This is a genomic window from Roseateles sp., from assembly GCF_039929605.1.
Lineage (GTDB): Bacteria > Pseudomonadota > Gammaproteobacteria > Burkholderiales > Burkholderiaceae_C > Pelomonas.
Genome location: NZ_JBDSQX010000075.1, coordinates 1 through 13,162 on the forward strand (window position 1 = coordinate 1; position 13,162 = coordinate 13,162).

Genomic DNA, 13,162 nt, shown 5'->3' on the forward strand with positions numbered 1-13,162 from the left:
ACCAGACGTCGGACAAGTAACCCGCCGTGGCGGCTGTGGCCGACGAACCGAGCCTGGCCACGACTGATCTCCCGGAGGCGGTCGACACGGTCGCCGTCGCCCGCTTGTACGGCGAGCCGCTGTTCCAGATGCCGCTGGACCTCTACATCCCGCCGGATGCGCTGGAGGTCTTTCTCGAAGCCTTCCAGGGCCCGCTGGACCTGCTGCTCTACCTGATCCGCAAGCAGAACTTCAACATCCTCGACATCCCGCTGGCCGACGTGACGCGCCAGTACCTGAGCTATGTCGAGCAGATCCGCGTGCACAACCTGGAGCTGGCCAGCGAATACCTGCTGATGGCCGCGATGCTGATCGAGATCAAGTCGCGCATGCTGCTGCCGCCCAAGAAGCGCGAGGACGGCAAAGAGGTGGAGGACCCGCGCGCCGAGCTCGTGCGCCGGCTGCTGGAGTACGAGCAGATGAAGCTCGCCGCCGCCCGGCTGGACCGCCTGCCGGTGCTGGGCCGGGACTTCCAGCGCGCGCAAATCCACATCGAGCAGTCGCTGGCGCCGAACTTTCCCGACGTGAACAGCAACGACCTGCGCGAGGCCTGGCTGGACATCCTCAAGCGCGCCAAGCTCAACCAGCACCACCGCATCAGCCGCGAGCAGCTGTCGGTGCGCGAGCACATGAGCATCGTGCTGCGCCGGCTGCAGGGCCAGCGCTTCGTCGAGTTCGAGCAGCTGTTCGACGTGACGCGCGGCCAGGCCGTGCTCGTCGTCACGTTCATCGCGCTGCTGGAGCTGGCCAAGGAGTGCCTGCTGGAGATCACGCAGGCCGAGGCGTTCGCGCCGATCTATGTGCGGTTGGCCTACTCGGCCAACTGATCACTTCCCACGCAGCTTCTGCACCGCCGCCACGCCGGCCAGCACCAAGGCCCCGGCGACCACGCCCACCAGCGCGTTCGCGCCGTTCTCCAGCAGCGCTGACACAGCCCAAGCCTTGCCCTCGGCCAGGTGCGCGATGGCGTGATGCAGCGGCGCGATGCCGTGTACCAAGATGCCGCCGCCGACGAGGAACATCGCCGCCGTGCCCAGCACCGTCAGCAGCTTCATCAGGCGCGGCGCCGCAGCGAGCAGGAAGCGGCCAACAGCCTGCGACGCCGCGCCGGCACGTTTTGACAGCCACAGCCCCGCGTCGTCCATCTTGACGATGCCCGCGACAAAACCGTAGACGCCCACCGTCATCGCGATGGACACGGCCACCAGCACGGCCAGCTGGGTCTGCAGCGGCTGCGTGGCCACGGTGCCCAGGGCGATGACGATGATCTCGGCGGACAGGATGAAGTCGGTGCGGATCGCGCCCTTGACCTTGTCCTTTTCGTAGGCGGCCATGTCGACCTTCGGGTCGGCAATGGCCTGCACCAGCTCGGCGTGGTGCGCCTTGTCTTCCTCGGCGCTGTGCAGGAACTTGTGCGCCACCTTCTCGAAGCCTTCGAAGCACAGGTAGGCGCCGCCCAGCATCAGCAGCGGCGTGATGCCCCAGGGCGCCAGCGCCGAGATGGCCAGCGCCGCCGGCACGAGGATGGCCTTGTTGAGCAGCGAGCCTTTGGCCACCGCCCAGACGACCGGCAGCTCACGGTCGGCATTGACGCCGGTGACCTGCTGGGCGTTGAGCGCCAGGTCGTCCCCCAGCACGCCGGCGGTCTTCTTCGCGGCGACCTTGGTCATGGTCGCCACGTCGTCGAGGATGGTGGCGATGTCGTCGAGCAGGACGAGTAGGCTGGAGGCCATGGAGCAATGCGGTCGTGGGAACGGCCGCGATGCTATCCCTCTATTTCACCGGTAATGGCGGGCGAGGCTCTCTGCCACGCAGACAGGCTTGGCCGCACCTTCGGCCTGGATGGCAACCTCCACGGTCAGCTGCACCGCGCCGCCGGCCACGTCGTCCATGGCCAGCAGTTTGAACGCGCCGCGCAGGCGGCTGCCCACCCGCACCGGCTTCGTGAAGCGCACCTTGTTGAGACCGTAGTTGACGACCATGCGCGACTCGCGCACGGCAAAACCGGTCTCGAAGAAATACGGAATCAGCGACAGCGTGAGGAAGCCGTGCGCGATCGGCCCGCCAAACGGCCCGGCCTTGGCGCGCTCGGGGTCGACGTGGATCCACTGCCGGTCCTCGGTGGCCTCGGCAAAGGCGTCGACGCGGGCCTGGTCGACGGTGATCCAGTCGCTGTGGCCCAGAGGTTGGCCGATCAGGAGTTGCAGGTCGGCGAGGGTCTCGAAATGGCGCATGCAGCGTGACGCAAGGTGGCGGGTGTGTTGCTACGTTAACCTCGCGCGCCCCAACCGACCGTAGCCCACGCGACACCGCCGCTCCATGCACATTCTGTTGATCGAGGACGACCTCGACCTGGGGGCTGCACTGCAGGCTGCACTGCGCAGCGAGGGCCACAGCAGCACCTGGCTGCGCCGCTGCGATGCCGCCCCCCTGCAGCTCGACCCCGCCGCCCAGGACGCCGTGCTGCTCGACCAGAGCCTGCCCGACGGCGACGGCCGCCAGCTGCTGATGCGCTGGCGACGCCGGGGCAGCACCGTGCCGGTCATCGTCATCACGGCGCGCGCTGCGCTCGAAGACCGGCTGGCCGGCTTCGACGGCGGTGCCGACGACTACGTGGTCAAGCCCTTCGAGATGCCCGAGCTGATCGCGCGGCTGCGCTCGGTGCTGCGTCGCTGCGCCCAGCAGGCCAGCGACGAATGGACGCTGGGCAGCCTCACGATCGAACCGCGTCGCCAGCGCGCGCTGCTGCATGGCGTGGAACTGGCGCTGTCGCCGCGCGAATACCTGCTGCTGGAGCTGGCGCGCGAGCGCGGCGGCGTGGTGCCCAAGCACCAGTTGGCACAGCGCCTGGCGCCACTGGGCGAACCGCTGGAGTTCGGCACGCTGGAGGTGCACCTGGCCAACCTGCGCCGCAAAGTCGGCGCCGCGCGCATCGGCACGCTCCGCGGCGTGGGCTACTGGCTGGAGAGCACATGACCCTCGACTGGTTGCGGCCGACCCTGACGCGCCGGCTGATCGGGGCGCTGCTGATCGCCTTCACGCTGTGCTCGGTGCTGATCCTGGTGCAGGACCAGCTCGACATCCAGGACACGCTGGCCGCCGACCCCGGCGTGCGCCAGCTGGGCCGTCAGCTCGCGGCCGGGCTCGCAGAGATCGACGATGCCGCCTTGGCTGCGCGTGTGCTCGACGGCCATATGCGCTACATCAACCGGCTGCGTGCCGGGCAGCGGATGACGCAGGGCCCGCTGCTGGCTCAGCTGACGGACCGCGAGGGGCGCGCTGTCTACTCGACCGCGCCGGCCGCCACCCTCGACAAAGCCGGTGTGGGCGAACAGCCGATCGCCGGCAGGATGTACTGGACCTACCGCCAGGACGATGCGCGCTGGTCGCTCCGCCTGGCCGAGCCGTCACTGTCCCGCGCCAGCCTGCTCAGCTTTGCCAGCCAGCAACTGGGCCTGCAGCTGCTGGTGGCCTTCCCGCTGATGCTGCTGCCGCTGTGGCTGGCGGTGTACTCCGGCCTGGCGCCGCTGCGCCGCTTCGCCCGCCGGCTGAACCTGCTGGACCTGCGCCAGGACTTGGCGCCGCTGGGCATGGACCTGCGCTACACCGAGTTGCGCCCCGTCGGCGACGCGTTCGATGCGCTGCTGCAGCGCCTGCGCCAGCGTCGCGCCCGCGAGCGCGCCTTCGTGCATGAGGCCGCGCATGAACTGCGCACGCCACTGGCCGTTGTCGCCACGCAGGCCCACGCCCTCGTGCAGGCCGGCGACACCGCGGCGCGCGAGACGGCCGCCGCCGCGTTGCAGCAAGCCATCGCGCGCAGCGCCCACTTGTCGCGCCAGTTGCTGGACCTGGCTAGCCTCGACAACGAGCAGGCTGCGGTGGCCGTCGACCTCGATCTGGCGCACTTCTGCGCCCAGCGGCTGGCCGAGCAGGCGCCTGTCGCCCGGGAGCGCGGCATCGCACTGGCGCTCGACGCGCCCGAACAACTGCCCGTGCGGCTGGACGCGGTCGCGCTGCACTCGGTGCTGCAGAACCTGCTCGACAACGCGCTGCGCTACGTGGCGCGCGGCGCGCGGGTCGAAGTCGGCCTGCAGGCGACGCCCAACGGCGTGCAGCTGAGCGTGGCCGACGACGGCCCGGGCATCGCAGCAGCCGAGCGCTCGCTGGCGTTCGAGCGCTTCTGGCGCGGCGCCGGGCATGACCTGCCGGGCAGCGGCCTGGGCCTGGCCATCGTGGCGCGAGCGGCCGAACGGCTTGGCGGCCAGGTCACGATCACCGACGGTCTCGCGCGGCCCGGAGGCTGCGGCGTGCGCTTCGAACTGCGGTTGCCGGGCACTGTCTTGGGCGTTTCTTAAGGCACGGCTTTCAACAATGGCCCGGTCATTTCCCAACCGACCAGGAGCCCTTTTTGAAAGCCTTGTTTCTCGCTGCCGCAGCACTGGTTCTCGCCGCGTCTGCCCATGCCGCCGACCCTGCTGCTAAACACTACTTCGGCCTCAACCTCACCACGCCCGGGGAGGCCAACTTCGACATCAATGGCCGCAACGTCGCCAATGACAACCACCCGCGTGCGGTGAAGCTCTACGCCGGCCTGCAGTTCACCCCGACCTGGGGCGCCGAGGCGGGCTACGGCGCCTTCGGCAGCTGGCACGCGGCCGATCCTGCGCCAGGGGCCAGCTACCAGACCCGGCTCGGCTCCAAGGTCGTCTATCTGGCCGGCCGGGCCACGATGCCGCTGGGTGAGTCGTTCGCCTTGTTCGGCAAGGCTGGCCTGGCATTGAACCGCCTCAGCCAGCACGACTCGCTGGGCCATGCCGCCCGCGAAAATTTTGTGCGGCCGATGGCCGGCGGCGGGCTGGAATGGCGGCTCGCCCCTCAGGTGTCGGCCACCGCCGAATACGCCTACTACGGTTCGCGCCGCGGCGATGGCGACCGCTTCACTCAGCAGAAGGCGGAGGTGGGGCTGGCTTTCAAGTTCTAAAGGGCTGGCCGACAAGTTACCCTCGCGGGCCATGCCCGACAGTACCGCCCGCGACATCCTCGTCCTCGCTGCCCACCCCGACCTGGCCCGCTCCCACGCGACGCGCACCGTGCTCGATGCGCTGCGCGCCTCGCCCGTCGCCGATCGTGTCGAGCTGCGCGACCTCTACCGCCTCTATCCCGACTTCCACATCCACATCGAGGCTGAGCAGCGCGCTCTCGAAGCGGCCAAGCTCGTCGTCATGCTGCACCCCATCTACTGGTACAGCATGCCGGCGCTGCAAAAGCTCTGGCTGGACGAGGTCGCCCACCTGGGCTGGGCCTACGGCCCGGGCGGCACGGCCCTGCATGGCAAGGACTTCTGGCTCGTCGCCTCCACCGGCGGCGGGGCCGAGGCCTATGCGCCGGGCGGCCACAACCACCATGCCATCGACGAATTCCTGCTGCCCTATTTGCAATCCGCACGCACCTGCGGCATGAACTACCTGCCGCCGCAGATCCTGCACGGCGCCCATCGCGCGACGGATGGCGAGGTCACCGCCCACGCCGAGCTATTCGTGAAGCGGCTCGTGCACTACCCGGAGTGGTGCGAGCACCTGGCCGAGCCGCCCGTGGGCGATGAGGACGATGTAGAGCTGGACGAACGACCGCCCTTGTTCTCGGAACTGGGAGGTGCAGCATGAGGTCCGAGCGCCGGGCCGCTCCCAAGCCGGACCGCGTCCCCCTGGGGGCTGAGGCCGGACTCAAAGAGTCCTGTGGACTCTTTGTGCCTGCCGAAGAGCAGCAGTGCGAACTGCTGCGCGGCCTGCAAGGCCGGCCGATGTACTCATCGGACGAGGGGCAGACATGACTCACGGCGCCTGGCTGCAACTCCCTCTCGTCTTTCTCGCTGCGGCCGTGCTGGCGGTGCCGCTAGCCCGCTACCTGCGGCTCGGCTCCATCCTCGGCTACCTCGTCGCCGGGCTGCTGATCGGCCCGGCCATGCTCGGCCTGGTCCCCGAATCCACCGCCATCCCCGAGGTCGCCGAGCTCGGCGTCGTGCTGATGCTCTTCCTCGTCGGGCTGGAGCTGGAGCCCAAGCGGCTGTGGGCCATGCGCCGGCCCATCTTCGGCTGGGGCAGCGTGCAGCTGCTGGGCTGCGCAGCGGCGCTGGCCGCCGTGGGCTTGCTGCTGGGCTACCCGTGGCGGCTGACCGTCGTCGTCAGCCTGGGCTTGGCGATGTCGTCTACGGCCGTGGCGCTGGCGGTCATGGCCGAGCGCAACCTGGGCCGCACGACGGCGGGCGAGAGCATCCTGTCCGTTGCGCTGCTGCAGGACATCGCCGCCATCCCCGTGCTGGCCCTGGTGCCCATCCTGGCGCTCAGCGGCGCGCATGACGACGGCGATGGCAAGACCTGGCTGGCGGCGGGCAAGGCCATCGGCGCCATTGTCGTCATCATCTTCGGCGGCCGACTGCTGCTGCGCCCGGCACTGCGCTGGATCGCCCGGAGCAAGACGCCCGAGATCTTCACCGCCGCCGCGCTGCTGCTGGTGCTGGGCACCGCAGCGCTGATGCAGCTGGTGGGCCTGTCAATGGCGCTGGGCGCCTTCCTGGCCGGCGTGCTACTGGCGGAAAGCGAATACCGCCGCGAGCTGGAGACCGACCTGGAGCCTTTCAAGGGCCTGCTGCTGGGCCTGTTCTTCATCGCCGTCGGCATGGGGCTGGACCTGAAGGCCGTGGCCGCCCAACCGGGGCTGGTGGTGGCGCTCGTCACTGCGCTGCTCGCCTGCAAGATCTTCGTGCTCGCCCTGATGGCCAAGGCGATGAAGATCCCGCTCGTCGAGCGGCCCGCCTTCGTCATCCTGCTGGCCCAGGGCGGCGAGTTCGGCTTCGTCGTGTTCCAGCTCGCGCAGGGCAACGGCATGATCGACGCGGCGCAGAACTCGGCGCTGGTCGCGTCCGTCGCGCTGTCTCTGGCGCTGACACCGCTGCTGCTGACCGGCGGCGACCGGCTGATGTCGCAGAAGCTGGCCCGCCGTGGTGCCAAGAAGCGCGGCGAGGCGCCGCCGCCGCCGCCCGCGCCCATCATCATTGCCGGCAGCGGCCGCTACGGCCAGGTCGTCGCCCGCATGCTGCACGCCAACGGGCTGCAGGCGACCGTGCTCGATCACGACGCCGAAGCCATCGAGACGCTGCGCCGCTTCGACTGGACCGTGCACTACGGCGACGCCACGCGGCTGGACATGCTCAGGACGGCCGGCGCGCAGACGGCGCGCATCCTCGTCATCGCCATCGACGACATCGCGCAGAGCGTGGAGATCGCCGAGCTGGCACGCGAGCACTTCCCACAGCTCGCCGTCGTCGCCCGCGCCCGCAACGTGCAGCACTACTACCAGCTGCACGAGGCCGGCGTGCGTCACATCGAACGCGAAACTTTCGACGCCGCGCTGATGAGCGCCCGTAGCGTGCTGGAGCTCAACGGCATGGAGCCGCACGCCGCACGCCGCCAGGCCATGCGCTTTCGGCGCCACAACATCGAGGTGCTGGACCGCATGGTGCCGCTGCAGGGCGACGAGGGCGCCTTGATCGCTGCGGCCAAGCTGGGCCGCCAGCAGTTCGAGCAGTTGCTGGCCGCCGAGCGCGAGGCCGAAGAGGCGCAACGCCAGGCCCAGCGCGGCGGCTGGGACAAACCGCAGCCCTCCCAGGACTGACCTGAATTCTGGACATTATTTGGAATTCACCTCAGAATGTCCAGAACTATGGACACCTTGCGTCTCCCCGCTGACCTGGGCACCGCCTTGAAGGCCCACCGCCAGGAACACGGGCTCACCGCCGTCGACGTGGCCGCCCGCGCCGGCCGCAGCCGCGACATCCTCTACCGGCTGGAGCGCGGCGAGGACGTCACCGTTAGCGCGCTGATGGACATCCTGCGCGCCCTCGGCCTGAGCCTGGCGCTGCAGCCAGCAGGCCTGCCCACGCTGGAAGAAATGCAACGCCGCTTCGCGGCCGACGACCATGGCGACGACCAGGCCTGAACCTGCGCCGGAGCCGTTGCCTGAGCGCGTGCGCCACCTGCGTGTCGACCTGAACGGCGCACCTTGCGGCGACCTGCGGCGCGAGTCGCAACTCGTCTTCAGCTACCGCCGCGATGACGATAGGCAGCCGTCGGTAGGCCTGTTGATGCCGCCGCGCCAGCTGAGCTACCGCAGCAACGCGCTGTTCCCGGTGATGGACCAGAACCTGCCGGAGGGCTATCTGTTCGAGCGCCTGCGCGCGCTGCACCCCAAGCAGCCGCTGACGGCCATGCACCTGCTGGGCCTGATAGGTGACAACGGCATCGGCCGGCTGGGCTTTCACCTGCCCGACACGCCAACAGCGGCGGCACCCGTGCCGATGACGCGCGAACAGCTGCTGCGCCTGCCCTACAGCGCGGCGGTGTTCGACGAGCTGGTCGCGGCCTACCTGTCCACCGGCTTCGGCATCTCGGGCATGCAACCCAAGCTGATGCTGCCTGACCGCGCCACCATCCCGGTGCCCAACCTCATCGTCAAGGCCGGCTCCGAGGCCTACCCCGGCCTGGCGGCCAACGAGTTCCTGTGCCTGCAGGCCGCCACGCGCGCCGGCATCGCGGTGCCTGCGCACGACCTGTCGGACGACGGCCAGCTGCTGGTGCTGGAGCGCTTCGACCTGCAGCCCGACGGCCGGCGGCTGGGCTTCGAGGACGTGGCCGCGCTGATGGGCCTGTCCGTGCGCGACACGCTGTCCGACCGCAAGTACCAGGGCAGCTACGAAACCATCGTGCAGGTCTTCAAGGCGCTGGCCCTGCCGGCTGTCGACCTAGCGCGCTTCTTCGAGCAAGTGGCCTTCACGGTGATGGTGCGCAACGGCGACGGCCATCTGAAGAACTTCGGCGTGGGCTACGACGAAGCCTGGGGCGCGCGGCTGGCGCCGATGTTCGACGTGGTCACTACCGCCATCTACCGCTACCAGCGCTGGGCAGGTGCCGAAGGCGTGGAAGACCGCACGCTGGCGCTGCGCCTGTTTGCCGGCCGCGGCCAGAGCCGCGCCTACCCGGCCACCGAGGAGCTGCTGCGCTTCGGCCGCCAGGTCTGCGGCGTGACCCAGCCCGCGCCGGTGCTCGTGCGCATTGCCGAAGCCCTGCACGACACGCTGGCAGCGGCACGGCAGGACGCGCGTATCCCTGCACCGCTGCTCGCCGACATGGCCGAGATGTGGCAGCGCGGCATGGACTACGCGCGATGAAACCAGCCAATCTGCCTGGCCCCTCGCAGCAGCGGTGCGGGCATAACCACAAAATGACGGCATGACCCGACCCTGCCCGCAATGCGGCGGCAGCCTGCCGCGCCAGGCGCTGTGGCGCACCGTCAACTGCAGCTACTGCAAGGCCGTCATCACGCTCAACACGCGCTGGGTGGAGCGCGCCGCTTTCCACGCCACCTGGGCCCGCGCCCACGCCCGCCCGGCCAGCAGCGGCGAGTGGGTCACGCTGCGCGGCGCGGACTACCGCCTGCTGGAGCCGCTGGGCCTGGGTGAGCGCAGCGAGGCGTGGCTGGCGCAACGCCATGGCCAGGCCCGGCTGCGCGCGGTGCTCAAGCTCGCGCCGCTCGCGGCCAACGCCGCGCCGGCACGCGAGGCCGAGACGCTGCGCCGCCTGCGAGGCCTGACGTCCACGGGCAGCGCCTACTTCTCGCTGCGCCTGCCGCAGCCGCTCGCCCCGCCTGCGGGCCGCTGGACGGGCTGCTCGTCAGCCACCTGGACGCATTGCCGGCCGGCCTGCGCTGGTGCTCTGCCTACCGCACGCCGGACAGCAATACCGTCAGCGCCTTGCCTGTTGCGCGCTGGCCCATGTGACGCCGCTCTACGAACCCGGCCTATTGAGCCGCCACGAGCTGCTGGGGCGGCTTCTGCAGGCAACCGCCACACGGCTGGCCGCCTGCTCGGATGGCCCGACGCACGAGCACGTCGACTGGATGGGCCCACCGCCCGGCTGATTTCGCCCGACGGCGACAATTGCGGCCATGTTTGCCCCGTCCCAACTCGAAGTCCGGCGCTTCTTCTGCGCCACCTACCGCAAGTGGCGCGATGGCGCGCCGTTGATCCCGATGGAAGCCATCGCTGCGGACTGGATCGCCGAGCACCCGGAGTACCACGCCGACCTGGCCGACGAGGCTGGGGCACTGGAGAAGGTCTACACGGTCGAGGAAGGCCGCACCAACCCCTTCCTGCACCTGTCCATGCACCTGACGATCACCGAGCAGCACGCCATCGACCAGCCCTCGGGCATCCGCCAGGCGGTCGACCTGCTGAGCGCCAGGCGCAACTCGCGCCATGAAGCGCATCACACGGCGATGGAAGCTTTAGGCGAAATGATCTGGGCGTCCCAGCGCAGCGGCATGCCGCCCGACGGCCACGCCTATCTGGACAAGGTGCGGCAGGCCGCAACACGCTGACTGCGGCACGCAGGCTCGCGCCAGATTGCATATTTTTCAGGCATGACGATTAGTCACGTCGGCCAATTGTTTGATATTTCGAAACAGCGCATTGCTCGTTACCTGGTGTTTCTACTGAGAGGCGATGCCTACAGTTCAACCCCATGGACACCGCAGTCGCGATGCCCAAGCAACCCAGGCGGACCTAACCGCCACGGAACTTGAAGGAATCATCATGAGCAAGCTGTCTACCGCCCTGAACACTTTTGCCGCCGCCGCGCTGCTGATCGCTGCCGGTGCCGCCTCCGCCCAAACCAGCCGCGAAGCCGTCATCGCCGACCTGGTGGCCGCCCGCAACAGCGGTGAACTGGCTGCCATCCAGGGTGAGAAGGGTGTCGACATCGCGACGCCAGCCGCAGCCAAGGCCGCCACCGTCGTGACCGTCAAGCTGCCGCGCCAAGCCATCCTGACGCTCAAGGCGACGGACCTGCAAGGCGAGCAGACTGCGGCGCTGGCCGCTGACCATGGCGAGAACGCTGCCCGCGAACTGGGCGACTTCCCGGCGCCGGTCGGCCGCCGCGCGACGGCCCTGGCCGCGAAGTAAGCGGTCTTCCTGCGCAATGACCAGCGGCCCTCACGGGCCGCTTTTCTTTTGGCAACGGACCATCATCGTTGCGCAAGGGTGAAGAAAAGCCGGCTGCGTGGGCAGCCGGCTTGCTGAAGCACCGTCGCGCGACGGTCAACCCATGTGCATGCCGCCGTTGCAGGAGAAGTCGGCACCGGTCGAGAAGCCCGAGTCCTCGCTGGCCAGCCAGACGACGATGGAGCCGATCTCCTCGGGCTTGCCCAGGCGCTTGACGGGGATGGTGGCGACGATCTTTTCCAGGATCTCGGGCTTGATGGCCTTGACCATGTCGGTGCCGATGTAGCCCGGGCTGACGGTGTTGACCGTCACGCCCTTGGAGGCCAGCTCCTGGGCCAGCGCCATCGTGAAGCCGTGCATGCCGGCCTTGGCGGCCGAGTAGTTGGTCTGGCCGGCCTGGCCCTTTTCGCCGTTGACCGAGCTGATCTGGATGATGCGGCCCCAGCCCTTTTCGACCATGCCTGGCACGACCTGCTTGGTCACGTTGAACATGGAGTTCAGGTTGGTGTCGATGACGGCCTTCCAGTCCTCCGGCGACATCTTCAGGAACATGCGGTCGCGCGTGATGCCGGCGTTGTTGACCAGCACGTCGATGGCACCGTGCTCGGCGATGGCCTTGTGGAAGGCCTCGACCGTGGAGTCCCAATCGGCCACGTTGCCGACCGAGGCGTAGAACTTGTAGCCCAGCGCCTCCTGCTCACCCAGCCACTTCTGCGCGTCGCGGCTGGGGCCGCAACCGGCGATGACCTTGAAGCCGGCCTGGGACAGCTTCTGGCAGATGGCGGTGCCGATACCGCCCATACCGCCCGTGACGTAGGCAATTTTTTGACTCATTGAATGTCTCCTGTTGGGTTGGATGAGGGTATCAACGTTCGACCGTGAGCGCGACGCCCATGCCGCCGCCGATGCACAGCGACGCGATGCCCTTCTTGGCATCGCGCTTGACCATCTCGTGCAGCAGCGTGACGAGCACGCGGCAGCCGCTGGCGCCGATGGGGTGGCCCAGCGCAATAGCGCCGCCGTTGACGTTGACCTTGTTCATGTCCCAGCCCATCTCGTTGTGCACGGCACAAGCCTGGGCGGCAAAGGCTTCGTTGATCTCCAGCAGGTCCAGGTCGGCCGCCTTCCAGCCGGCGCGCTCCAGTGCACGCTTGGCGGCGGGCACGGGGCCCATGCCCATGTAGGCCGGGTCCAGGCCAGCCGAGGCGTAGGAGGCGATGCGCGCCAGCGGCGTGAGGCCCAGCGACGCGGCCTTGGCGGCCGTCATGACGACGACACCGGCGGCGCCGTCATTCAGGCCCGAGGCGTTGCCGGCGGTGACGCTGCCGGCCTTGTCGAAGGCGGGGCGCAGGCCGGCAAGAGCCTCGGCGGTGGACTTGCGGTTGATGAACTCGTCGGCGGAAAAGACGATGGGGTCGCCCTTCTTCTGCGCAATGCTGAAGGGCACGATCTCGTCCTTGAAGCGGCCGGCATCCTGCGCGGCGGCGGCCTTCTGCTGCGAGCCGAATGCGAGCGCGTCCTGCTGCTCGCGAGTGATGCCGTACTTCTTGGCGACGTTCTCGGCGGTGATGCCCATGTGGTACTGGTTGTACACGTCCCACAGGCCGTCGACGATCATCGTGTCGACCAGCTTCCAGTCGCCCATGCGCTGGCCGTCGCGCGAATTCGGCAGCACATGCGCGCTCATGCTCATGCTCTCCTGGCCACCGGCGATGACGATGTCGCTGTCGCCGTCACGAATGGCTTGCGCCGCCAGCATCACGGCCTTCAGGCCCGAGCCGCAGACCTTGTTGATGGTCATGGCGGGCACGACGTTAGGCAAGCCTGACTTGATAACCGACTGGCGGGCCGGGTTCTGGCCGACGCCGGCCGTCAGCACCTGGCCGAGGATGACCTCGTTGATCTGGTCGCCGGCCAGGCCACTGCGGCGCAGCAGGTCCTGGATGACGGCGGCGCCCAGCTCGGTGGCGGGCGTCTTGGCGAGCGTGCCGCCGAACTTGCCGATGGCGGTGCGCGCGGCGGCGACGATGACGATGTCTTGTTGGCTCATGGTGTGTCTCCTTCGTTATA

Annotated in this window: 15 protein-coding genes; 11 read left to right on the top strand and 4 right to left on the bottom strand. The window is 68.8% G+C overall.

What is annotated here, in order from left to right:
• The first annotated feature begins 35 nt into the window (after positions 1-35).
• Entirely contained in the window at positions 36-866 is an 831-nt protein-coding gene (locus tag ABIS05_RS10095; protein WP_348063248.1) for a ScpA family protein, read from the top strand.
• On the opposite strand, the gene ABIS05_RS10100 is transcribed toward ABIS05_RS10095, so the two are convergent.
• Complete coding sequence (locus tag ABIS05_RS10100; protein ID WP_348009840.1) at positions 867-1,772, bottom strand: DUF808 domain-containing protein; 906 nt, start codon at positions 1,770-1,772, stop codon at positions 867-869.
• Between the two features lie 45 nt (positions 1,773-1,817).
• A complete protein-coding gene (locus ABIS05_RS10105; RefSeq protein ID WP_348009841.1) occupies positions 1,818-2,273 on the bottom strand; it encodes a MaoC family dehydratase in 456 nt (151 codons plus the stop codon).
• An 85-nt stretch (positions 2,274-2,358) separates the two neighbouring features.
• Between ABIS05_RS10105 and ABIS05_RS10110 the strand changes: the two genes are divergently transcribed.
• From ABIS05_RS10110 to ABIS05_RS10155, 10 genes are all read left to right on the top strand, one after another.
• A complete protein-coding gene (locus ABIS05_RS10110; RefSeq protein ID WP_348009842.1) occupies positions 2,359-3,015 on the top strand; it encodes a response regulator transcription factor in 657 nt (218 codons plus the stop codon).
• Positions 3,012-4,394, top strand: coding sequence for a HAMP domain-containing sensor histidine kinase (locus ABIS05_RS10115; RefSeq protein WP_348009843.1), 1,383 nt, complete (start codon positions 3,012-3,014; stop codon positions 4,392-4,394). The genes ABIS05_RS10110 and ABIS05_RS10115 overlap by 4 nt, the downstream gene beginning before the upstream one ends.
• Positions 4,395-4,447: 53 nt before the next feature.
• Complete coding sequence (locus tag ABIS05_RS10120) at positions 4,448-5,020, top strand: outer membrane beta-barrel protein (protein ID WP_348009844.1); 573 nt, start codon at positions 4,448-4,450, stop codon at positions 5,018-5,020.
• A 31-nt stretch (positions 5,021-5,051) separates the two neighbouring features.
• Complete coding sequence (locus ABIS05_RS10125; RefSeq protein WP_348009845.1) at positions 5,052-5,702, top strand: NAD(P)H-dependent oxidoreductase; 651 nt, start codon at positions 5,052-5,054, stop codon at positions 5,700-5,702.
• 163 nt (positions 5,703-5,865) lie between these two features.
• Positions 5,866-7,710, top strand: coding sequence for a glutathione-regulated potassium-efflux system protein KefC (gene kefC / locus ABIS05_RS10130; RefSeq protein WP_348009846.1), 1,845 nt, complete (start codon positions 5,866-5,868; stop codon positions 7,708-7,710).
• Between the two features lie 48 nt (positions 7,711-7,758).
• Positions 7,759-8,034, top strand: coding sequence for a helix-turn-helix transcriptional regulator (locus ABIS05_RS10135; protein WP_348009847.1), 276 nt, complete (start codon positions 7,759-7,761; stop codon positions 8,032-8,034).
• Positions 8,015-9,262: a type II toxin-antitoxin system HipA family toxin gene (locus ABIS05_RS10140; protein WP_348009848.1), complete on the top strand. Its 1,248-nt coding sequence runs from the start codon at positions 8,015-8,017 to the stop codon at positions 9,260-9,262. Before ABIS05_RS10135 ends, ABIS05_RS10140 begins: the two co-directional genes overlap by 20 nt.
• A 605-nt stretch (positions 9,263-9,867) precedes the next feature.
• Entirely contained in the window at positions 9,868-10,011 is a 144-nt protein-coding gene (locus tag ABIS05_RS10145; RefSeq protein WP_348009849.1) for a hypothetical protein, read from the top strand.
• A 27-nt stretch (positions 10,012-10,038) separates the two neighbouring features.
• On the top strand, positions 10,039-10,470 hold the full coding sequence (locus ABIS05_RS10150; RefSeq protein ID WP_348009850.1) for a DUF1841 family protein: 432 nt from the start codon (positions 10,039-10,041) through the stop codon (positions 10,468-10,470).
• A 214-nt stretch (positions 10,471-10,684) separates the two neighbouring features.
• Positions 10,685-11,053, top strand: a complete 369-nt coding sequence (locus ABIS05_RS10155; protein WP_348009851.1) for a hypothetical protein — start codon at positions 10,685-10,687, stop codon at positions 11,051-11,053.
• 135 nt (positions 11,054-11,188) lie between these two features.
• Here ABIS05_RS10155 and phbB read toward each other — a convergent pair whose 3' ends face one another.
• Entirely contained in the window at positions 11,189-11,926 is a 738-nt protein-coding gene (gene phbB / locus ABIS05_RS10160; protein ID WP_348009852.1) for an acetoacetyl-CoA reductase, read from the bottom strand.
• Between the two features lie 31 nt (positions 11,927-11,957).
• The gene (locus tag ABIS05_RS10165; RefSeq protein WP_348009853.1) at positions 11,958-13,142 is read right to left on the bottom strand and encodes an acetyl-CoA C-acetyltransferase; all 1,185 of its coding nucleotides are present in this window, start codon (positions 13,140-13,142) and stop codon (positions 11,958-11,960) included.
• Positions 13,143-13,162 lie beyond the last annotated feature (20 nt).

Coding starts and splice junctions, on each gene's coding strand:
- ABIS05_RS10100 (WP_348009840.1), bottom strand. CDS start 1,772: ATGGCCTCCAGCCTACTCGTCCTGCTCGACGACATCGCCACCATCCTC.
- ABIS05_RS10105 (WP_348009841.1), bottom strand. CDS start 2,273: ATGCGCCATTTCGAGACCCTCGCCGACCTGCAACTCCTGATCGGCCAA.
- ABIS05_RS10110 (WP_348009842.1), top strand. CDS start 2,359: ATGCACATTCTGTTGATCGAGGACGACCTCGACCTGGGGGCTGCACTG.
- ABIS05_RS10115 (WP_348009843.1), top strand. CDS start 3,012: ATGACCCTCGACTGGTTGCGGCCGACCCTGACGCGCCGGCTGATCGGG.
- ABIS05_RS10125 (WP_348009845.1), top strand. CDS start 5,052: ATGCCCGACAGTACCGCCCGCGACATCCTCGTCCTCGCTGCCCACCCC.
- kefC (WP_348009846.1), top strand. CDS start 5,866: ATGACTCACGGCGCCTGGCTGCAACTCCCTCTCGTCTTTCTCGCTGCG.
- ABIS05_RS10135 (WP_348009847.1), top strand. CDS start 7,759: ATGGACACCTTGCGTCTCCCCGCTGACCTGGGCACCGCCTTGAAGGCC.
- ABIS05_RS10140 (WP_348009848.1), top strand. CDS start 8,015: ATGGCGACGACCAGGCCTGAACCTGCGCCGGAGCCGTTGCCTGAGCGC.
- ABIS05_RS10150 (WP_348009850.1), top strand. CDS start 10,039: ATGTTTGCCCCGTCCCAACTCGAAGTCCGGCGCTTCTTCTGCGCCACC.
- ABIS05_RS10155 (WP_348009851.1), top strand. CDS start 10,685: ATGAGCAAGCTGTCTACCGCCCTGAACACTTTTGCCGCCGCCGCGCTG.
- phbB (WP_348009852.1), bottom strand. CDS start 11,926: ATGAGTCAAAAAATTGCCTACGTCACGGGCGGTATGGGCGGTATCGGC.
- ABIS05_RS10165 (WP_348009853.1), bottom strand. CDS start 13,142: ATGAGCCAACAAGACATCGTCATCGTCGCCGCCGCGCGCACCGCCATC.